18 protein-coding genes and 1 pseudogene are annotated in these 19,350 nt (G+C 69.7%); 6 read left to right on the top strand and 13 right to left on the bottom strand.

Translation table 11 applies throughout. The features are described 5' to 3' along the window. Nucleotides 1-57: 57 nt before the first annotated feature. Nucleotides 58-462: an FKBP-type peptidyl-prolyl cis-trans isomerase gene (locus OHA89_RS32450; RefSeq protein ID WP_406367736.1), complete on the top strand. Its 405-nt coding sequence runs from the start codon at nt 58-60 to the stop codon at nt 460-462. 578 nt (nt 463-1,040) lie between these two features. Here OHA89_RS32450 and OHA89_RS32445 read toward each other — a convergent pair. Both OHA89_RS32445 and OHA89_RS32440 read right to left on the bottom strand, forming a co-directional pair. Then, the gene (locus tag OHA89_RS32445) at nt 1,041-2,342 is read right to left on the bottom strand and encodes a cytochrome P450 (RefSeq protein WP_406367735.1); all 1,302 of its coding nucleotides are present in this window, start codon (nt 2,340-2,342) and stop codon (nt 1,041-1,043) included. 35 nt (nt 2,343-2,377) lie between these two features. Then, nucleotides 2,378-3,856 carry a methyltransferase domain-containing protein gene (locus OHA89_RS32440; RefSeq protein ID WP_406367734.1) on the bottom strand — a complete coding sequence of 493 codons (1,479 nt, stop codon included), beginning with the start codon at nt 3,854-3,856 and terminating at the stop codon, nt 2,378-2,380. A 158-nt stretch (nt 3,857-4,014) separates the two neighbouring features. On the opposite strand from OHA89_RS32440, the gene OHA89_RS32435 reads away from it, so the two are divergent. From OHA89_RS32435 to OHA89_RS32420, 4 genes are all read left to right on the top strand, one after another. Beyond that, the gene (locus tag OHA89_RS32435) at nt 4,015-4,797 is read left to right on the top strand and encodes a hypothetical protein (RefSeq protein ID WP_406367733.1); all 783 of its coding nucleotides are present in this window, start codon (nt 4,015-4,017) and stop codon (nt 4,795-4,797) included. Nucleotides 4,798-5,060: 263 nt separating this feature from the next. Then, the gene (locus OHA89_RS32430; RefSeq protein WP_406367732.1) at nt 5,061-5,615 is read left to right on the top strand and encodes an EF-hand domain-containing protein; all 555 of its coding nucleotides are present in this window, start codon (nt 5,061-5,063) and stop codon (nt 5,613-5,615) included. A 418-nt stretch (nt 5,616-6,033) separates the two neighbouring features. Continuing rightward, nucleotides 6,034-6,909 carry an SAM-dependent methyltransferase gene (locus OHA89_RS32425; RefSeq protein ID WP_406367731.1) on the top strand — a complete coding sequence of 292 codons (876 nt, stop codon included), beginning with the start codon at nt 6,034-6,036 and terminating at the stop codon, nt 6,907-6,909. A 551-nt stretch (nt 6,910-7,460) separates the two neighbouring features. Further along, a complete protein-coding gene (locus tag OHA89_RS32420; RefSeq protein ID WP_406367730.1) occupies nt 7,461-7,868 on the top strand; it encodes an FKBP-type peptidyl-prolyl cis-trans isomerase in 408 nt (135 codons plus the stop codon). A 300-nt stretch (nt 7,869-8,168) separates the two neighbouring features. Here OHA89_RS32420 and OHA89_RS32415 read toward each other — a convergent pair. The 4 genes and pseudogenes from OHA89_RS32415 to OHA89_RS32400 form a co-directional block, all read right to left on the bottom strand. Next, nucleotides 8,169-8,455: pseudogene (locus tag OHA89_RS32415) on the bottom strand (GNAT family N-acetyltransferase); the annotation flags it as partial. A 13-nt stretch (nt 8,456-8,468) separates the two neighbouring features. Then, nucleotides 8,469-8,816, bottom strand: coding sequence for a YciI family protein (locus tag OHA89_RS32410; RefSeq protein ID WP_266946724.1), 348 nt, complete (start codon nt 8,814-8,816; stop codon nt 8,469-8,471). Continuing rightward, a complete protein-coding gene (locus OHA89_RS32405) occupies nt 8,813-9,724 on the bottom strand; it encodes a virginiamycin B lyase (protein ID WP_406367729.1) in 912 nt (303 codons plus the stop codon). Before OHA89_RS32405 ends, OHA89_RS32410 begins: the two co-directional genes overlap by 4 nt. Beyond that, entirely contained in the window at nt 9,721-10,398 is a 678-nt protein-coding gene (locus OHA89_RS32400; RefSeq protein WP_406367728.1) for a CatB-related O-acetyltransferase, read from the bottom strand. The genes OHA89_RS32405 and OHA89_RS32400 overlap by 4 nt, the downstream gene beginning before the upstream one ends. A 144-nt stretch (nt 10,399-10,542) precedes the next feature. On the opposite strand from OHA89_RS32400, the gene OHA89_RS32395 reads away from it, so the two are divergent. Then, nucleotides 10,543-10,923: a LysR substrate-binding domain-containing protein gene (locus tag OHA89_RS32395; RefSeq protein ID WP_406367727.1), complete on the top strand. Its 381-nt coding sequence runs from the start codon at nt 10,543-10,545 to the stop codon at nt 10,921-10,923. A gap of 196 nt (nt 10,924-11,119) precedes the next feature. On the opposite strand, the gene OHA89_RS32390 is transcribed toward OHA89_RS32395, so the two are convergent. From OHA89_RS32390 to OHA89_RS32360, 7 genes are all read right to left on the bottom strand, one after another. Further along, the gene (locus tag OHA89_RS32390; RefSeq protein ID WP_406367726.1) at nt 11,120-13,111 is read right to left on the bottom strand and encodes a collagenase; all 1,992 of its coding nucleotides are present in this window, start codon (nt 13,109-13,111) and stop codon (nt 11,120-11,122) included. 187 nt (nt 13,112-13,298) lie between these two features. Beyond that, nucleotides 13,299-13,511 carry a hypothetical protein gene (locus OHA89_RS32385; protein WP_266611293.1) on the bottom strand — a complete coding sequence of 71 codons (213 nt, stop codon included), beginning with the start codon at nt 13,509-13,511 and terminating at the stop codon, nt 13,299-13,301. 65 nt (nt 13,512-13,576) lie between these two features. Beyond that, on the bottom strand, nt 13,577-14,689 hold the full coding sequence (locus tag OHA89_RS32380; RefSeq protein ID WP_406367725.1) for an LLM class flavin-dependent oxidoreductase: 1,113 nt from the start codon (nt 14,687-14,689) through the stop codon (nt 13,577-13,579). A gap of 11 nt (nt 14,690-14,700) precedes the next feature. After that, on the bottom strand, nt 14,701-15,747 hold the full coding sequence (locus OHA89_RS32375) for an LLM class flavin-dependent oxidoreductase (protein WP_266611290.1): 1,047 nt from the start codon (nt 15,745-15,747) through the stop codon (nt 14,701-14,703). Next, complete coding sequence (locus tag OHA89_RS32370) at nt 15,744-17,126, bottom strand: NtaA/DmoA family FMN-dependent monooxygenase (RefSeq protein ID WP_406367724.1); 1,383 nt, start codon at nt 17,124-17,126, stop codon at nt 15,744-15,746. Before OHA89_RS32370 ends, OHA89_RS32375 begins: the two co-directional genes overlap by 4 nt. A gap of 23 nt (nt 17,127-17,149) precedes the next feature. Next, a complete protein-coding gene (locus OHA89_RS32365; protein ID WP_406367723.1) occupies nt 17,150-18,373 on the bottom strand; it encodes an LLM class flavin-dependent oxidoreductase in 1,224 nt (407 codons plus the stop codon). 152 nt (nt 18,374-18,525) lie between these two features. Then, on the bottom strand, nt 18,526-19,332 hold the full coding sequence (locus OHA89_RS32360) for a GNAT family N-acetyltransferase (RefSeq protein WP_406367722.1): 807 nt from the start codon (nt 19,330-19,332) through the stop codon (nt 18,526-18,528). Between the last annotated feature and the right edge of the window lie 18 nt (nt 19,333-19,350).

The raw sequence follows: 19,350 nt of genomic DNA, 5'->3' as shown, positions 1-19,350 counted from the left end.
GTCCATGTGTCCGGCCGGTCCGTGCGGGGGCTTTCGACGGAGAGTGATGAGGCGGCGATGAGTGAACTGACGAAGCCCGAGGTCGACGTTCCGGAGGGTGACGCTCCTACCGAGCTGACCATCCGGGACCTGGTCGTCGGGGACGGGGTCGAAGTGAAGCCGGGCATGGTGGTCAGGGTCCACTATGTCGGGGTGACCTTCGAGTCCGGGAAGGAGTTCGATGCCTCCTGGGACCGGGGCCAGCCGTTCAAGTTCGCCCTGGGCAGCGGCAAGGTCATCAAGGGCTGGGACCGGGGGGTGAGGGGGATGAAGGTCGGCGGCCGGCGCGAGATCATCATTCCCCCGCGTCTCGGCTACGGCAAGCAGTCGCCCTCGCCGTTGATCCCGGCGGGCTCGACCCTGATCTTCGTTGTGGACCTGCTGGACTCGTATTCCAGCACAGCCGGGTGGAGCAACGCCTAGTGCCCTGGCCACTCCTCCCCTACGACGCGCCGCCTCGTCTCCCGGGCTCGGTGCCGCCGGGCTCCTCGCTGCCGCTCCGGCTTCCGCCTCCGCAGCGTCCGAACGGTTCCGCTGCGACTCGGTCACCGCTGTCGCCGAGCTGCGCAGGCACGCACCAAGACACGGACCATCTCCGGACCAGCCCCGCTAGGGGGCTGCACCAACTTCCGTTTCCCCTGGTCAGCTTGGGTGCAACTGCTGTACCAGCAGCAGACGAAGAGCATATTGACCAGCTACTCCGCCAAGAAGCTCGGGTTCTTCTAGAGCCCCAACCCGGCCACCTGGGGCGGCCGTTGCCCTCCAGGCACCCGGCCCGCCTCAGACACACATCGATGCTCGCGTCATGCCCTCCTGACCCATGGAGCTGATGTCGCGTCACCCCGTCCCCACACTGCGGGGCGCGCTGTCACCCGGAGAGCATCGCGAGCAGCCCGCAGAGCTGGGGGTAGCCACCGGGAGGGCCGGCTAGGGCGGCGGCGATGTGGGTCGGGGCGCCGAGGAGTCCGGACAGTCCCGGCCCAGGGCGGGTGGTGGTGACGCTACCAGTGGGCGTTCAGGGTGCGGGGGCTGCGAACGGAGAGGTTGGTCGGCCACTTTGCCGGCTGGCTGGAGGGGTCGTCGGTGAGGGTGAGTTGGGGCATGGCGCGGGTGAGGGCGCTGAGTGTGGCTGTGGTGGTGTGGAGCGAGAGGGCTGCGCCAGGGCAGTAGTGGATGCCGGAGCCGAAGGCAAGGGTGGGCGGAGTGTCGGTGCGCTGGTGATCGAAGCGGGCCGGATTGCTGATGTGGTGGGCTTCGTCGTGGGGCGCTGAACCGAGGAGCAGCAGGAGGCGGGCGCCGGCCGCGAGGAAGGTGCCGGCGAGCTGGGTGTCGCGGGTGGCGGCGCGGAGCCAGCCGGTCAGGGGGGTGTCGTGGCGCAGGGTTTCCTGGACTGCAGCGGGGATCTGGTCGGGGTGACGCGTCAGGTGGTGGTAGGTGCCGCTGTCGAGGACGTGGTAGACGGTGTTGGCGATCAGGCGTGAGGTGAGTTCGGCATTGGAGAGCAGGACGTCGACGAGGGTGGAGGCGATCTCGCGTCGGGTGAGGCGTTCGCCGTCCTTCGGTTCGTGGGTGAGCATGGCGGTGGTGAGGTCGGGCTCGGGACGGTCGGCGTGGCGGTCGACGAGGTGGTTGCAGTAGTGCCAGATCTCGTCGAGTGCGCGGGCCGCTTCCTGCTGTTCGGTGGGGGTGAGTTGCCCCCAGACGAGGTCCGCCAGGCAGCCGGAGCGGGCGCCGATGCGGGTGCGGTCGGGCTGGGGGATGCCGATGAGGTCGGCCATGATGTCGCTGGTCAGTGGCCGGGCCAGGTCGGTGACGAGGTCGCAGGTCCGGGCGGGGCGTTCAGCCAGGGCGGTGACGAACCGGGACACCTGCGCGTCGATGGCCGGCGTGTGGGGGGCCAGCTGTCGGACGGTGGTGGGCCATACCGCGTTGAGGGCGCGGCGACGCCGGGTGTGTTCGGGCGGGTCGATGGAGGAGATGAGGGAGCTGTCCATCTGCTCCAGGATCGCCAGCGCTTCGGGTGCCATGGGCTGGACCGGGGTGTAGCTGAGGGTGGTGGTGTAGTTGCCGTGCTGGTCGCGCAGGACTTCGGCAATGTCGTGGTGGCGGGAGACGACCCACAGTCCGAGCTCGTCGTCATGGTAGACGGGGTGGTTGCCGCGCAGGTGCGCGTAGCGGGGGCGGGGGTCGCCCGCGCTGTGGGCGAAGGCGGCGCCGGGGATGCCCACCGGGCATCCGGAGTCGGCCGGGCAGCTGTGCCCGGTGGGGGGTGTGACGGCGGGGCCGGTGACGCTGCTGGTCATGGTGGCGTCCTGTTCGGTGCTGTGCGGGGATCGACTCACTGACCGCGACGGGGCCTGGCGACGAGCATGACGCCGTTGTCATTGAACTGGTCGGTGCCGGTGGCGAAATGCTCGTGGAGCGCCGGCAGGAGTGCTACACGCAGTTCGTCGTGTCGGACGTGGCCGGTGTGCCAGAAGTCGGCGAGGGCGCTGGCGGCGGCTTCGGCCTTGGCCCGCGGCCCGGGTTCGGGGAACACCACGCGGACGGCGACCGGGTGCAGGGCGATGTCCTGGAAGCCGTGCTCGGCCAGGGTCCGGGCGGCCAGTGTCAGCAGGTAGCCCTGATGGTCGGGCCGTTCACCGGTCAGCGGGGCGCAGATACGGTTCCACAGGCCGATGAGTTCGTTGTCGGGTGAGCCCTGGACGAGAACAACCTTCGCCTCCGGGTGCGTCGTATCGACGACACGGGCCATTTCCGTGACGGCCGCGGCCGGGTCGTCGGTGTAGTGGAGCATCCAGGTCGCCACCGCCGCGTCCACGCTCCCGTCGGCGAGCGGGAGTTGCTCGGCGCGGCCGGGCAGGACGGTCACGCCGCTGCTGGAGAGGGTCCGCATGCCTTCCACACGCATCGCATGCGGCTCCACCGTGGTGCACGAGCCCAACTGCGCGGCGATTGCCCGGACGACGGCGCCGGTACCGCCGCCGACGTCCGCGACGCGGTCGTTGGAGGCAAGGGCTTCGACGACGGGCTGGACGTCGTGGCGTTCGAAGCGTGCCTCCATGCCCAGCCAGCCCTGCTGGCTCAGCTCGTGGGGCCCCCGGTAGGAGGCGGGCAGCGGGTACGGTCCGGTCAGGGCGTGCGCGGGCGCGGCACCGCCGCCGGGCTTGCGGGCGTAGAGGAAGAGGTGCTCCTCGGGTCCCATGCCGGGGAAGTCGGGGTGGAACACGCTCAGCTGTTCGCGGACGACCTCCAGTCCGGCGGCGCGCAGGAGTCGGCCGTAGTCCTCGGCAGGGTAGCTGGTGGCGCGGATGGTGTGCCCCATCCACTCGATCTCGGTGTCCTCGGCGTCGAAGGGCACCGTGGCGAAGACGAACAGGCCGCCAGGGGTGAGCCAGTTCGCGATCCGTGTGAGGGTGGCGTCCAAGTCGGCGCGGGGCATTTGCAGCAGGGGGAAGAACGCGGTGATCGCATCCCACTGTGCGGGCGTGTCCGGCAGGGCTCGTACGTCGGCGAGTGCGAAGTGGGCACCGGGCACCTGGGCTCGCGCCAGCTCGACCATCGTCTGCGACACGTCGTAGCCGGTGACGCTGTGCCCGGCCGCGGCGATGAGGTCGGCGGTCGGCCTGCCCGTGCCGGAGCCGATGTCCATCACTTGCGCCCGTTCGGGCAGGCGCCCCAACAGCCAGTCGATGGCCGCGAGTTGTTCGGGCAGGCGGGCGTAGGTGTCTTCGTACGTCTTGCCGAGGGCATCGAACGGCCGGGCAGCCCGTTCGGTTGATCCCTCACCCTGAGGAGGGAAGGTTACGGCGCGCATCGTCATATCGGAAGGCTCTATTCCGGATGTGGTGATCAAGGAGTATTCGGCGACACTACACTCCGTGAACAGTCGCGTACCAACCGTAGTGCGCCGTAGCGCTTCTTCAGCGCACGCATCTCTCCTGCACGCCCCCACTGGAGCGGAGCCCTTCCCCCATGACCGCCACCATCGACTCCACTCACGCCGCCTACTTCGCCTTCCGCGACCGGCTCCTCGGCGAACTGCGCACGACCATGCTCACCGGCGAGCAGCTGTGCGAGGCGGGCCGGCTCATCTACGGCCGACCCGACGGGCTCTCGCTGTACGGCATCCCGGCCCCCGACATGACGGCCAAGGGGATCACCCTGCTGGGCCGCACCGTCATCGAATGCTCCATCGACGCCTACACCGTCCCGGTCGCCGACGCCCTCGCACACATCCAGGCCCGGGCAGAACCGCAAGGACCCGACGCGAACAACCCGATGATCACCGATCTGTTCTGCGGATCCGGCAACTTCGGCCACCACCTCGGCCGCCGCCTGAGCCACCCCGTCCATGCCGCCGAACTCGACCCCGCCGTCCACGACGCCGCCCGCAACAACCTCGACCGCATCAACTCGCCCATCAGCCTGCACCTGATCGACTACCGCGACCTGCTCGGAAAGCTCCCGGCCCGCAGCACACACGACACCTACGTCGTCGAACCCCCGTGGGGCCCGGCCTTCACCGCTGACGGCCTCGACCTCACCCGCACCTCACCCCCCGTCCCGGAGATCCTCGATGACATCCGCCGCTCCCGGGACGGCCTGCCCTGCTACATCGCGATCAAGACCAACGACCAGATCGCGTCCAACTCCCTCAACCGCTCCTTCACCGGCGCCCACCACCTCCAGAGCGTCACCCCCACCCCGACGCTCCCCCACGGCGCCAACATGGACTTCCACCTCTACCGGCTCTAGAGGCGCATGACAGCTCAGCTGGCACGAGCGCCTACCGAAGGCGGCCTTCCGGGGGACATCGGGCCCGAACACCCGGCAATCCCCGGGGTTTTGACTGCCCCGCACAGGTGACCGGCAGGCTCAGCCGCTCGCGGCGCGGCGTGCGGCAACCCGGAAGGGACGATCACCAAAATGAGTGCCATATACCCAATTTTGTACGCCTTCAGTAGGACATACCCCATGCTGAGGAAGCACCGAAACAAGATCACAGAAAGGCTCAGCCCTTGACCACGACGGCGCACGACGTCATCACTAGCAAGCTCGAACGAGCGTTCGACACCATCGATGCCAACCAGGACGGCTATCTGGACTGGACCGACTACCAGAAGCTCGCCGACCGCTACCTCAAGGCTTACAAGATCGACAAAGGCGACCGCCGGGCCAGGGCTCTTACCTCCTTCTACCAGACGTACTGGCTGGAGCTGCTGCGTCACTCAGGCGTACAGGAGGAGGACCGTCTCACGAAGATGCAGTTCGTCGCGGCCAACCGCGCCGCATCCGTCGACACCAGTCGACTCAATGTGGCCGATGGCATCGGCCACGTGACCTTCGATGTCATCGACGTCAACGGCGACAACGAGATCAGCAAGGACGAGTTCGCCCGCGCCCTGAGGGACGTGTGGAAGGTCGACGCGCCCGACGCGATGGACACGTTCACCCAGCTGGACACCAACGGGGACGGCGTGATCTCACGCCAGGAATTCATCCGCGCGGCGCATGAGTACTTCCTCTCGGACAACCCGGACGCACCGGGCAGCCTGTTCTTCGGGCACGTCTGACCCACCCGCTTCGAGGCGTTCCCCAGCTTCCACCGGGAACCTCCCACGGCCGCCCCTGGGCTCCAGTCCCCAGCGGGCGGCCGTCACCCTGCGTGCGCCCACAAGCGCCTGCAACGTCAGAGGTTGCCAGCGCCGCAGGTCGCCCTCTCAGAGCTGCTTACACTGCGCTGCCTGGCAGTCCGGTGAACCCCGGCCGGACGGGCGGAGGCTGCCAGTGGTGTGACGCCGACTGGGGTCGAGTAGTTCCAGAGCTGTGCGGCTCACCCCGGTCCAGACGCCGGCCGGGGGCCGGGGCTGGCACAACCCGGCCCGCTACGTCATGCGAACGACCACATTCAGAGTGCTCCCTGCGCGTCCCTGCATCATCGAGGGACTTGCCGGCCCCGGAGCACAGCCGACTCGAATCCAGGAGAGCACCATGGCCACCTCGGCTCCGCCCATCGACTCCACCGTCACGGCTCTGCCCACTCCGCAGGAGGTCGGGGCGTGGTACGACAACGCCGATAGCCTGTGCCAGCTGATGAGCGGCGACAGCTTTCACTTCGGCATGTGGCTGAAAGATGACGGCACCCCCGCCACTCGTAGCCGGGATCTGATGACCCAGGCTCAGGACCGGATGACCGACTTCTTCATCGACCTTCTGCGTCCGCAGCCCGGTCAGAGCATGCTCGACGTCGGATGCGGCCACGGCACCCCCGCCATCCGAGCTGCCCAGCGCACCCGCACGACCGTCACCGGCTGCAGCATCAGCCGTGCCCAGGTCCAGGAGGCCACGCGCCGGGCTGCCATCGCCGGGATCAATGACAGCGCACGTTTCGAGCATGCCGACGCGATGAACTTGCCTTACGAGTCATCCACTTTCGATGCGGCCTGGTCGCTGGACGCCTTCCCCCACCTCAGTGACCCCGTTCGCGCGCTTCGCGAGCTGCGCCGCGTGGTTCGCCCGGGAGCGCCGGTCCTGGTCACCTTCTACACACAGCGGGTGGCGGCCACCGCCGCCGAACTGGCCATGTTTCGTAGCTTCGCCTTCTGCCCGCTGCCGACCGTCTCCCAGGTGATCGACCAAATCCACCAAGCCGGCCTGGAGCTGGAGCAGTACCGCGACCTGACTCCGCACATCACACTCAGCAGTGACTTCTTCTCCCACATCTCCCAGGAGAACCGGCAGGCCATCGCCGCGGAGCTGGGTCCCGACCTCGCCGAGGAAATGGGTACGGCCCTTCCCCAACTGCTCGACTTCTTCAAGAACCGGACCGGATACGTGGCCTGCTTGCTGCGCAACCCGGAAGCCTGATTTGGCGAGCGTGCAACCCCCAGCTGTCACGGGCCGCAGCAGTTCGAAGACCAGGTCCCCACGCGGCCGGCACACGCCGCGATAGACCTGGCGACTTCTCTGGGGCCTGGGCATCCGCGAGTCCGGCCGCGTGTACGGGAGGGGAATCCAGCGCCCTCCCACCCACCAGACCGACGGCAGGCGACGGCCCACCATAATCCGGACCATTCCCGGACCAGCACGCCGACATCAGACCTCCCAACAGCTGTTTCTCCAGGTCACCGCGCCTGCGACGCCTGTACCACCAGCAGACGAAGAACCTTCTGGTCTCGTACTCCCCCAAGCAGCTCGGCTTCTTCTAGGCGAGCGGCAAAGCCGTCCGACAGCGGAGTTGAGGGGGCGGGCTGCGGGGTCGCGTTCATCGGCTGCGTGAAAGATCATCACGTGTGGCCGATGGATTTGGTGTGCTCCGGGGATCGGCGTTCTCGGTAGCGTGACCATCTGCTGCATGGGTTGTCCATGTGTCCGGATGGTCCGTGCGGGGGCTTTCGACGGAGAGTGATGAGGCGGCGATGAGTGAACTGACGAAGCCCGAGGTCGACGTTCCGGAGGGTGACGCTCCTACCGAGCTGACCATCCGGGACCTGGTCGTCGGGGACGGGGCCGAGGTGAAGCCGGGCATGGTGGTCAGGGTCCACTATGTCGGGGTGACCTTCGAGTCCGGGAAGGAGTTCGATGCCTCCTGGGACCGGGGCCAGCCGTTCAAGTTCGCCCTGGGCAGCGGCAAGGTCATCAAGGGCTGGGACCGGGGGGTGAGGGGGATGAAGGTCGGCGGCCGGCGCGAGATCATCATTCCCCCGCGTCTCGGCTACGGCAAGCAGTCGCCCTCGCCGTTGATCCCGGCGGGCTCGACCCTGATCTTCGTTGTGGACCTGCTCGACTCGTATTCCGGCACAGCCGGATGGAGCAACGCCCAGTAAACCTGGCCGCTCCTCCCCTTCGACGCTCTGCGACTTCCTCAATGGCCTGCCCAGCGCCGCCGCCGGACGCCTGAACCCGGCGGTGGCGCTCGGCGGACGGGGAAGGTCCTCGACGGAATCCAGCTCGTCGGCGCCAGTCTGCATTCCGTAGGAAGCGATGGCATTGCCGGCCAGGCCACAAGGCCGGCAGCTGTTGGGCTGCGCGCGGGGGGCGTTCACGAGCCCCCGGGGCCGGAGGGACAGGCGGCGGACGGCGGGCGTGCAGAGCGGGCGCCGGTACGGCCGTAATTGCGCGACCGGCCGGCAGAAGTTGACGTATCCGGCGCGGGCGAAGGACTTCGCCATGGGCACGTTGCCGAGGTCCGTCGATGCCCTGATCCTGTCGACGCCCTCGGCCGCCAGGATGCGGGTGTCCTCGGCGAGGACCTCGTCGACGACGGGGTCCACTGTAGCCGCAGCCGCTCGACCAGCAGCCGCGCGCCGGTGCTCTCTAGAACGCGCGTGCGGCAGCCGACCACCTCGCGCACCGCGGGGTCCTCGTGCCAGTCGGGCGGGACGAAGCGGCCGTACTCCGGCAGCTTCGCGCCCGTGAAGGGGGTCTCAGGCCGATTCGAGGATCGGGCGGATTTCGAGCGCCTCCGGGGTGGGGAAGCCGCGGGCCAGCTCGATGGCCTCGGCGTGGTCGGCAACTTCCAGTACGAACCAGCCGCCGAGGGTCTCCTCGCCGCTGTGCACGGGCCCCTCGGTCACCGCTGCGGACCCGTCCGCCGTCTTGCGCACAGTGACGGGGCCCCGGTGCTCGGTGTCAAGGGCGTCGCCGCCGGCCAGCTTGCCCGCTGCCGCGAGCTCGCCGATCCAGGTCTCGTAAGCCTTCCGGTAGCCGTCGCGGTCGGCCCGGATCCGGGCGCGTGACGCATGCGTCTCGAAGATCACGAGGGCGTATTTCATGAGGCGTTCCTCTGTTCGATGTTCTTGGTGGTGATGATGCGGGCCAGTGCGCCTGTCTCCAGGGCCGTCCACAGGGCGCCGTCCGGGCCCACCGTGATCCCGTGCGGCTCGGAGGCCGGGGTGGGCAGGTCGTGGACGGTGACCGTGCCGTCGGAGGTGACCGAGCCGACGCGGTTGCCGCCCCACTCGGTGAACCAGGCCGTGCCGTCGGCGTCGGTTGTGATGGCGTGCGGCCGGGCCGAGCGGTCGGGCAGCGGGTACTCGGTGACCCGGCCGTCAGGCGCTCTCCGGCCGATCTGACCTGCCGCGATCTCGGTGAACCAGACGCTTCCGTCCGGGCCCACGGCGATACCCACCGGCGCGGCCGCCTCGGTGGGCAGCTCGTGCACCGTGATGCGGCCGTTCATGCCGATACGGCCGATGGCGTTGGCCTGGTTCATCGTGAACCACATCGCGTCCCCGGCCGCGGCGATCGCGGAGGGGAACGCTCCCGTGCGTGGCAGCGGGTACTCCGTGACCGTTCCGTCGGTGGTGAGGCGCCCGATGCGGTCGGCGGCGGTCTCGGTGAACCACAGCGCGCCGTCCGGCCCCGCCGCGATACCGAAAGGCCCGCACTCCGCGGTCGGCAGCGTGAACTCGGTCACCCGGCCGGCCGTCGTGATCCGCCCGATCCGGTGCGCCCGGTACTCGGTGAACCAGAGCGCGCCGTCCGGCCCGTTACAGATGACAGTCGGGCCGCTGTCCGAGGCGAGTTGATGACTGGCCGGCTCCTGCCCCGGGACCAGCCGGCCGATGCTGCCGCTGTGCACCATGGTGAACCACAGCGCGCCGTCCGGGCCGGTGGTGACCGCGTACGGGCCGCTGTCGCGACCGGACACCGTGTACTCCTCGATGGCCGGGGGCGTCACTGCTGCTCCAGACCTTCGGCGGTGGCGATGCGCTCGATGTCCTGCGGGGATCCGGCCATGATGGTGCGCGCGTGCGCGGTCACCAGCTCGACGGGCCAGTCCCACCAGGCGGCCCGTGTGAGCCGTTCGATGTCGCCGTCGTCGAAGCGCTGTCTGATCGTCCGGGCCGGGTTCCCGCCCACGATGGTGTACGGCGGCACGTCGGCGGTGACCACCGCTCCGGCCGCGATCACCGCGCCGTCGCCGATCCGAATCCCCGGCATCACGGTGGCTCCGTAACCGAACCACACGTCGTTGCCGACCACCGTGTCCCCGCGGCTGGGCATGCCGGTGACGAGGTCGAGGGTCTGCTCGGTCCACTCGCCGCCGAACATGGCGAAGGGGAAGGTGGACACCCCCATCGACGGGTGGTCCGCGCCCGCCATCAGGAACCGGGTGCCCGTGGCGATCGCGCAGTACTTGCCGATGGTCAGCCGTTCCGGACCGTAGGCGTACAGCACATTTCGCTGCGCGAAGTCGGTCGCCCCGTCGGGGTCGTCGTAGTAGGTGAAGTCACCCACCACGACGTTCGTCCCGGCAACCAGTGGCTTGAGGAAGACGACCCGCTCGTGGGCAGGCAGGGGATGGATGGTGGCCGGGTCAGGTGCCTGGGCAATGCTCGGGTCGGATGTCACGCGGGAATCTCTCCGTGGGGGTTCGTGGCCGAATTGAGCGGGCCGGTCCTGCAGCCTCATGCCGGCTCATGTCACCTGCGGGAGGCGGCCTCCCGGCCCGGTACCCAGCATGCGTACCGGACAGCCCGGGCACAACAGCCGATCTTGACCCGCCCGCCGAACTCCGGTTCCGGGAAGTGTTCTTCAGCAATCCGTTCGGAGCCCTACGGGCTGAACGGCTCCATTCCCTCCTACTGGGAGACCGCCGTCCTGCCGGCCCGCACTCCGGCCGGACGCCCCGTCCGCCGGGGCCCGGCCGCCGCCACCTTCCACGAGACCCTTGCCCTCGTCGCGGCAGGCGACGCGGTCTGCACAGTCCCCGACGAGGGGCGGCGCTACAACGCGCAGACCGACGTCGTCTACCTCCCCCTCCGCGATGCCCCGCCTGTCCAGTGGGCCCTGATCTGGCGCACGGGCCGTGCGACACCGCTGGTGCGCGCGCTCGCCGAGGCGGTGACGGACTGCGCGGACACAACTGGGCGGTAGATATGGGATGCGCCGGCGTCGGTGCCGTTCCCCTTTGCCGAGCAACAGCTCCTCCGCGAGCGTCCGGCACGGGCGAGGAGGACCGGGCTCTGCCATCCCGCCGGGCCTGGTTGAGAAGCCTGGTGTCCCGCGCACGGTCGATGCACGGGACACCAGGCTCTCTTGGCTCATTTCCTGCCGGTGACCGAGGCCCCTGTCACCGGCCGCTCCGGGCCTGCAGCCGGCCGCAGTCGCCGCCTGCGCACTTGCTCAGCCAGTCGGCGAAGTCGGCGTCGTACCTGGTGCCGATGGTGTCGCGGAGCAGGCTGTGGGCCGCGTCGTACTCGCCTGCGCGGTAGTGGCCGAGCAGGGTTGCCACGTCCGCGGGGTGCGACTGGAGCATGTAGCGGACGCCCAGATAGCCCCACTGGTAGACACGGGTGGTGTCGGCGTTGTCGTAGGTGGTCTCGAAGAGCCGGCTGAGCTTGTAGGTGTTCTTGCCCGCCTCCTCGATCGCCCTGTCGTAGGTGATGCCGCGGTACGAGTAGGAGACGTACTCGGCGAAACCCTCGATCCACATCACGGTCGGGGTGGTCTGCCCGGCTGCGAAGTCGCCGTACATGTCGTAGCGGCCGTCGAGGTAGTGGGTGTACTCGTGGTTGAGGTTCCAGATCTGGAAGGCGCCGTCCTGGGCCCGCTGCTCGTAGGCGATGAAGCGCGGCTGGTTGCCCTCAGCGGCCGGGTCGCCCTCGAGGTACATGCCGCCGTTGTTGGTGTCGATGCCGAAGACGACACCGGCGTAGGTCTTGTAGTCGGTACTGGAGTTGAAGGCGACGATCTCGATGCTGGTGTTGTTGTCGTCCTTGACCGGACCGTTGTCCTTGACGATGGTGTGGAAGACCGGGTCCTGCTTGACGACGCTGTCGCACGTGGCCGACAGCTCGGACGCGGTCAGCTCCTGCGCGAGGATCTTCACGCTCGGACCGCATGCGTGCTTGACCGTCAGCACGGCGTCGCGCACGCGGTTCTGCAGGTCACAGGTTTCGTACTCGGCGCAGTTCTCCTTGTCGTACTCATTCGTCATCTCGGCAAGGCCGACCCAGAGCGGGGCGGTGCGGCCAGTGATCTCGCTGCGGCCGAGCAGCTCTTTGACCAACGGCTTGACGGTGTCCTTGAGGTCGGCGTGCCGCAGGAAGCGGCCGAGTTCGCGTCCGGCGTTGCCGGCCAGGTAGGACTTGTCCGTGCCGAGCAGATCGTCGTGGGCCACGGCGAAGTCACGCAGTCCGGTGAGGACGCTCGGGTCCGCCTTCACGGCTGCCACGAACTCAGGCAGCTGGTGGCCGCGGAAGAGCACGGTGTAGGTGTTGTTGACCGCTGCGAGCATCCCGTAGAACTGGTCGTACGACGAGTTGTAGTCCTTCTGCAGACGCTTGACCACGTTGAGGTGGCGGGCGTTCTCTCCGGAGCTGTCGATCAGGGTGACCGTCTCGGCCAGGGTCTCTCCGTTGGCCTCGGTGACGTCGAAGGCGTGGGACGAGCCGAAGAAGGCATCCAGGGCGCCCTGAATGGCGCTCTTCAGCGTCGGGCCGTATTCGCCGACGTTCTCGGGCTGGTTGTACTGGATGTAGTAGCCGGCGCGCAGGTACAGCACCACCTGGGTTGCGAAAGTGCTGTTGTCACCCGGGTAGTTGGTCGCGGCACCCTTGAGTGCGTTCGCCACCGTGACCATCTGTTCCTCACGGAAGAGGGCCTTGGAGTCCTCACCGGCCACGCTGAACAGCGTGTTGATGCAGGTGGTGTCCGACTTCTGGATCTGCTCGACCAGGGCAGCGCCGGTCTTCGAGGTGAAGTCGCTGACGTTGCAGTTCGCCGCGGCCTTCGCCGCAGAGCGGGCCAGCTCGCGCTCTGCGGCGTTCTGGGCCGCGGGGAGGGGAGGGCGTTGTGCGGGGTTTGAGGCCTTCGAGGCCTTCGAGTCCTTCGAGGCCGATCGCACGGGGTCGGCGGCGTGTCCGGGTGCGAGATCGGCGGCAAGCACCGTGGCGGAGGCGGGCTGTGGGGCGGGGGCCGACCTCGGTGCGGGCTTGGGTGCCCCAGCGCCGGCCGGGGCCGCCGCGCCATTGGGGGCGAGCATGGTGAGCCCCAGGCCGGCGACGGCCACGGTGGGTATCAGCAGTTGGGTGAGTTTCCTGAGGGTGGGGGGTTTGCGCATGGCGATGGCCTCCAGGCCGGTCGGCAGCCGTGCGTTGGGGCACGGCGGTGGGGGGTGCGGACCGTGATGGCAACGGAAGTTGAGCACTCCCGGAGCTGGCATGCCCACGGAAAGTGTGACCGTACAATTTCACAGTTCACATGGCAGCGAAAGAGGGCTGCGCACAACGAAATGAACTGATGGATCGTCAAAGCCGGTTCCTGTCGGGGGCCTTGAGACCCCCGGACCCCTTCGCGCCGTCCTCGTTGGCGGCGATCATCTCCTCGCGCGGGTGGCTGGGCCGGTCGCCCTCCTCCGGCCCGAAGCCCCACTTCCCGATCACCGCGGCCCGGTAGTGGCGGCGGCGATCGGGAAGTGGGGCTTCGGGGGCCCCTTGGCTCTCGCGGCGGGGTTCGATCACGCGGAGAGCACCGGCCTGATGGCCATGCACATGACATTAAGGCGTGTGACAGCTCGGCCGGCGCGTCAACGACGCTGCCACTCCTCGGCCAGCAGGCGGTAGGAGCGGACCCGGTCGGCGTGGTCGTGCGTGATGGTGGTGATCAGCAACTCGTCGGCCCCGGTGGCCTCCTGGAGCCGTTCCAGGTGGTCGGCGACGGTCCGGGCCGAGCCGACGAACTGGGTGTCCACCCGGTCGGCGACGAGTTCCCGGTCCGCGTCCGTCCAGGGCAGGGCGCGCGCCTCGGCAGGCGTGGGGAAGGGGATGGCGCCCTCGGCGGTGCGGATGCTGCGCACCCAGGGCGCGTAGCCGGTGGCCAGCTCGCGAGCCGTCTCGTCGTCCTCGGCCACGACGACATCGGCGGACACCGTCAGATACGGCCGGTCCAGCTCCGCGGACGGCTTGAAGGCGGCCCGGTAGCCCTCCGCCGCCTCCAGCACCGAGGCCGGGCTGACGTGGTAATTGGCGGCGAACCGCAGCCCGTTGCGGCCCGCGGTCTCCGCGCTGACCCCGCCGCTGCTGCCCAGGATCCACACCTGTACGTCGGCCCCCTCGCCCGGGACGGCATGTGCCTCCACCCCCTCCGGGGAGCGGTAGTCGCCCCGCAGCAGCGCGAGGACGTCGTCGACCTGCTCGGCGTACTCCTGCGGCTGGGCACCCGGCAGGTTCAGCAGCCTCTGCTGGAGCGCGACCCGCGGATGACCCAGCAGGTGCGCGAAGGAGAACCGGGCCGGGATGCGCAGCCCGTTCGGGGTGTACCCCTCGAACGGAGGGGCCTGGGAAGTCCGCTGCTGTGGCCGGCCGGCCGAGCGGCCCAGGCCGAGGTCGAGGCGGCCGGGGTGCAGTGCGTCGATGAGCCCGAACTCCTCGACCGTGGACAGAGCGGTGCGGTGTCCGAGCTGGACGGCGCCTGAGCCGAGCCGGATGGTCTTGGTCACGGAGGCGGTCAGCGCGAGGACGACCGCGGGGGAGGTCCCGGCGACCCCCGGGTTGAGGTGGTGCTCGGCGAACCAGTAGCGGGCGTAGCCGAAGGCCTCGGTCTGCCGGGCGAGGTCGATGCTGTGGTGCAGGGCCTCGGCGGCGGTGGAACCGGAGGAAACCGGTACGAGGTCGAGGACCCCGAGGGGGATGCCGGACATGGCCGGGCTCCTTACAGGTCGGGGAAGGCGGGGTCGGGGATCTCGCGGCGCAACACCGGGGCGATCTGCGACTGGAAGAGTTCGAGGGAGGCACGGTGCTCCGCGGGGGTGAGCCCGCCCGGCTCCGCCTGGAGGTGCAGGGCCGTGTGGCCGAAGGCCTCGTGGTAGCGGTGGACCTTCTCGATCACCTGCTGGGGGCTGCCCACGAGCGCCGAGCTGCGCTCGACGAAGTCCTCCAGCGTCGGGAAGACGGGATCCAGACCCTGCCGCTTGTGGAAGGCGAGGTACCGGGCGAACGCCGGCCGGTACGCCGCCACGGCCTGCTGCGAGGTGGGGGCCGCGTGGTAGCCGGCCGTACCCGCACCCACGACGGCGTGGGCCGGATCGTGCCCATAGTGCTCCCAGCGCTCCCGGTAGTGGCGGATCAGTTCGGCGTACGGGCCGATCGGGTGGGTGACGTTCGCCGAGAAGAGCGGGTCTCCGTAGCGCGCCGCGAGATCGACGGACTCCCGGCTGGTCGCACTGCCGTGCCAGACCCGCAGGGCCGGCTGGAAGGGCCTCGGCAGGACCTCGGCGCCGGCCAGCGCGGGGCGGAAGCGCGGCTCGGCGGTCACCTTGTCCTCGCGCCAGATGCGGCGGAACAGCTCGTAGCCCTCGGCGTTGCGCTCCCACTGGTCCTCGGGGGTCACGTGGAACAGCTCGCGCTGGGCCGTGCCGTTGCCCTTGCCGATCATCAGCTCCAGGCGGCCGTCGGAGAGGTGGTCGAGCGTCGCGTAGTCCTCGTACGCCCGCACCGGGTCCAGCAGGCTCAGGGTGGTCACGGCGGTGAACAGCCGGATCCGGCGGGTCAGCGCGGCGATGTGGCTGAGCACCACGGGCGGTGAGGAGGACAGGAACGGCCGCTCGTGGCGCTCGCCGACCCCGAAGCCGTCGAAGCCGAGCTCCTCCGCGAGCAGCGCGGCGGCGACCACCTCGCGGAACCGCTCACGGGTGGGTGTGAGGGCGCCCGTCACCGGATCCGCGGAGTCCGTGATCAGGGTGATGGCCAGGAACTTCACGAGACCGCGACCTGCCGGACCGCCGCTCCGACGCCGGGCACCGTGAGCCCGAGGTGCTCGCGCAGGGTGGTGCCCTCGTACTCGGCGCGGAAGACGCCACGCTCCTGGAGCAGCGGGACGACGGTGTCCGCGAATCCGTCCAGGCCGCCCGGCGTGATGTGGGGGACCAGGATGAACCCGTCGGCCGCGTCCGCCTGCACCAGGTCGTTGATCGACTCGGCGACCGTGGCGGCGGAGCCGACGAAGGTCTGGCGGGAGGTGGTCGCGATGACGAGCTCGCGGATGGAGAGGTTCTTGGCCTGGGCGAGCTCGCGCCACTGGCGGGCGGTTTCGAGCGGGTCACGGAACTGGCGGACGCTCGCACGCCCGAGGGCGATCGTGTTCTCGCCGACCTCCGGGTCGACGGCAGGCAGCGGGCCGTCCGGGTCGTAGGCGGACAGGTCCCGGTTCCAGACGTGCTCCAGGAACTTGATCGCGGTCTGCCCGCTGACCTGCAGGCGGCGGACCTCGTGCGCGATCTCGTGCGCCTCGGCATCGGTGTCGCCGAGTACGAAGGTGGCCGCGGGCAGGATCTTCAACTGGTCCGGTGAGCGCCCGTACTTGGGAAGGCGGCCCTTGACGTCGGCGTAGAACTCCCGGCCCTCGTCGAGGGTCCCGTACCGGCCGAAGATCGCGTCGGCACTGGAGGCGGCGAACTCGCGGCCCTCGTCGGAGTCCCCCGCCTGGAAGACCACCGGTCGGCCCTGCGGGCTGCGCGGCACGTTGAAGTGGCCCTCGATGTCGAAATGCCGCCCCTGGTGGGCGAAGGCCCCGGCCCGCGCGCCCCGCAGGAACGTGCCCGAACCGGCGTCGGCGGCGATCTCCGAGCCGTCCCAGGAGTCGAACAGCTCGGTCGCGGTGGCCAGGAACTCCTGGGCGCGCGAGTAGCGGTCCTCGCGCGGCAGGAATCCGCCGCGCCGGAAGTTCTCGCCGGTGAAGGCGTCCCAGGAGGTGACGACGTTCCACGCGGCCCGGCCCTCGGAGAGATGGTCCAGCGAGGCGAACTGGCGGGCCACCTCGTAGGGCTCGTTGAAGGTGGAGTTGATCGTGCCGGTCAGCCCGAGGCGCTCGGTGACGGCCGCCAGGGCGGCGAGCACGGTGAAGGTGTCGGGCCGTCCGACCACGTCCAAGTCGTATATCCGGCCGCCCTGTTCGCGCAGCCTGAGACCCTCGGCAAGGAAGAGGAAGTCGAATTTGGCGCGTTCGGCGGTCCGCGCGAAGTGGACGAACGAGTCGAAGTCGATGTGGCTGCCGGCGGCCGGGTCGCTCCACACGGTGGTGTTGTTGACTCCGGGGAAGTGGGCCGCGAGATGGATCTGCTTGAGCGGCTTGGTGCTCATGGTGGGTCCTTCCGGGTCCGGGATCAGGCGGCGGGGTGGGCGGCATAGCGGCCGCCCGGGCGCTCCAGGCCCAGCAGTCCGCGCAGGGTGTCCGCCTCGTACGCGCGGCGGAAGACCCCGCGCCGCTGGAGCTCCGGTACCAGCCCCCGGGTAATGGCGGGCAGGTCGCGGGCGATCACTCCCGGCCGCAGCCGGAAGCCCGACAGGCCTGCCGTCCGCCAGTCCTGGAGCAGGTCCGCCAGCTGCGCGGAGGTGCCGGTGAAGATCGCCGTGTCACTGCTGTACGGGGCGCCCGCGAGCGCGTCCAGGCGGCTGCGGCGCGCGTCGGCCGCCGGAGCGTCCTCGTCCAGGAACACGGTGAGGTCCGCGAAGAGGTGCAGCGGCTGCGCCGCGAGCCCGGCTGATTCCCGGGCCTGCCGGATCTCCGCGACCGCGGCGCGGGCCCCGTCGGCATCGCGCACGGCGACGTACCCGACATCCGTGGACCGGGCGATGAGACCGTACGCCGCGCTGCCGTCGCCCAGGGCGTCGGCAGCGCTCGCAGCGGTTACAACGGGTTGCCCCTGCGGCGGGCGGGGGGTGATCGACGGCCCCCTGACGCTGAAGTGACGGCCCTCGAAGTCGATGTAGTGCAGCTTGTCGCGGTCGACGAAGCGGCCGGTGGCCACGTCCCGGATCTCGGCGTCGTCGTCCCAGCTGTCCCACAGCCGCCGGATCACCTCGATGTGGTCGGCGGCCTCCTCGTAGGACTCCGCATCGGGGAGCGGGACCGCCCGGCGTCCGAAGTGCCGGGTCTCGTGGGCCAGTTGTGACACCTGGATGCGCAGGCCCGCACGTCCGCGGCTGACGTGGTCGAGGGTGGCGATCGCCTTGGATATGTGGAAGGGCTCGGTGTGGGTGGCGGTCACGGCCGGGACCAGTCCGATGTGCCGGGTCAGCGGTGCGACGCGGGCGGCGGTGAGTACCGCGTCCAGCCGCCCGCGGACCTGGTCCGTGCGCCCGTCGGGCCCGTCCGCCGACGACGACTGGAGGGCGAGGGCGTCCTCGAAGGTGACGAAGTCGAGCAGTCCGGCTTCGGCCTCGGCAACGGCATCGGCCCAGTAGCGGGCCGTGAAGAGTTCGCCGGGCCGCGCGCCCGGCTCGCGCCAGGCCGCAGGGTGCCAGCCCGCGCCGTCGAGCGCGACGGCGAGGTGCAGCGCTTCGGAAGATGCCGATGTGAATGCGGATGCGGGCGGGAATGCGGACACGTCGAATTACGCCTTCCTGGTCGGCCGTGTGAAAAGGAGGCCGATGTGCGTCGCGAATGTGGGGGCGTACGAGAGGGGCGGGGAAGAGGCCCGTCATCAATATCTCTTCGAAACGCTAGGCCAGATAGCGGTACCATGCAATGACCGTAATATTAAGAGAAGTTGGCAGCGGTATTGCAGGGCGCGCGGACCGCCATGAAGGACGGGCGGCGGCGCAGGGTGAAGCCGATCGACTGGTACAGCCGAATCGCCGTCGTGTTGCTCGCCGCGGTGTGGAGGAACGGGACGTCGCCGCGCTCCCGGATTCCCGCGGCGACGGCGCGGACCAGCCGCGTCGCCAGCCCCCCGCCCCGGTGGTCGGGATGGGTGCACACCGCGCTGATCTCGGTCCAGCCCGGCGGCCGCAGCCGCTCCCCGGCCATCGCGATCAGCCGGCCGTGGTGACGGATGCCGAGGTACGTGCCCAGCTCGACGGTGCGCGGCAGGAACGGACCGGGCTTGGTGAGGTCGATCAGACCGAGGATCTCGGGTACGTCACGGGGGCCGAGCCTGACCGCCTCGGGGGCGGGTTCGGCGCGCAGCGAAGTGTCGACCAGCTGGACGCCGGGGACCGAGCCAACGGTCTCCCAGCCGTCGGGCGGGGTCAGTACGCCGGCGAGCGCGGCGGTCCCGCCGTCGCCGACCAGCCTGCGCAGGTCGGCCCACGAGTCCGGGTCGGCCGGGTCCGCGAGGGCGGCGAACGGCGAGACGTCCGATGGATAGCGGGCGGCGCGGGAGGAGGAGGAGGGATCGGCCTCGGGACGGGCCGCCCGCTCGGCGAAGGCGGCGTGCGCGCCGGACAACGAGGCCCAGGCGGGGTTGTCGAGGACGTGCGGGGACACCACGGTGCCCAGGCGCCTGCTCGTGCCCGTGCCCGTGCTCGTGGTCATGCTGGTGCTGGGACCTGCGTTCGTGCTCATGGGGCGGGCTCTCCGTCC

Origin of the sequence: Streptomyces sp. NBC_01546 (assembly GCF_045208355.1) — a bacterium.
GTDB lineage: Bacteria > Actinomycetota > Actinomycetes > Streptomycetales > Streptomycetaceae > Streptomyces.
Note: the sequence above shows the minus strand (reverse complement) of the source record. Positions and strands in the feature narration are given on the sequence as shown.

Bases quoted from the DNA above. Each gene is read 5' to 3' on its own strand.
- OHA89_RS32450 (WP_406367736.1), top strand. From the start codon at position 58: ATGAGTGAACTGACGAAGCCCGAGGTCGACGTTCCGGAGGGTGACGCT.
- OHA89_RS32445 (WP_406367735.1), bottom strand. From the start codon at position 2,342: ATGACCAGCAGCGTCACCGGCCCCGCCGTCACACCCCCCACCGGGCAC.
- OHA89_RS32440 (WP_406367734.1), bottom strand. From the start codon at position 3,856: ATGCGCGCCGTAACCTTCCCTCCTCAGGGTGAGGGATCAACCGAACGG.
- OHA89_RS32435 (WP_406367733.1), top strand. From the start codon at position 4,015: ATGACCGCCACCATCGACTCCACTCACGCCGCCTACTTCGCCTTCCGC.
- OHA89_RS32425 (WP_406367731.1), top strand. From the start codon at position 6,034: ATGGCCACCTCGGCTCCGCCCATCGACTCCACCGTCACGGCTCTGCCC.
- OHA89_RS32420 (WP_406367730.1), top strand. From the start codon at position 7,461: ATGAGTGAACTGACGAAGCCCGAGGTCGACGTTCCGGAGGGTGACGCT.
- OHA89_RS32410 (WP_266946724.1), bottom strand. From the start codon at position 8,816: ATGAAATACGCCCTCGTGATCTTCGAGACGCATGCGTCACGCGCCCGG.
- OHA89_RS32390 (WP_406367726.1), bottom strand. From the start codon at position 13,111: ATGCGCAAACCCCCCACCCTCAGGAAACTCACCCAACTGCTGATACCC.
- OHA89_RS32380 (WP_406367725.1), bottom strand. From the start codon at position 14,689: ATGTCCGGCATCCCCCTCGGGGTCCTCGACCTCGTACCGGTTTCCTCC.
- OHA89_RS32370 (WP_406367724.1), bottom strand. From the start codon at position 17,126: ATGAGCACCAAGCCGCTCAAGCAGATCCATCTCGCGGCCCACTTCCCC.
- OHA89_RS32360 (WP_406367722.1), bottom strand. From the start codon at position 19,332: ATGAGCACGAACGCAGGTCCCAGCACCAGCATGACCACGAGCACGGGC.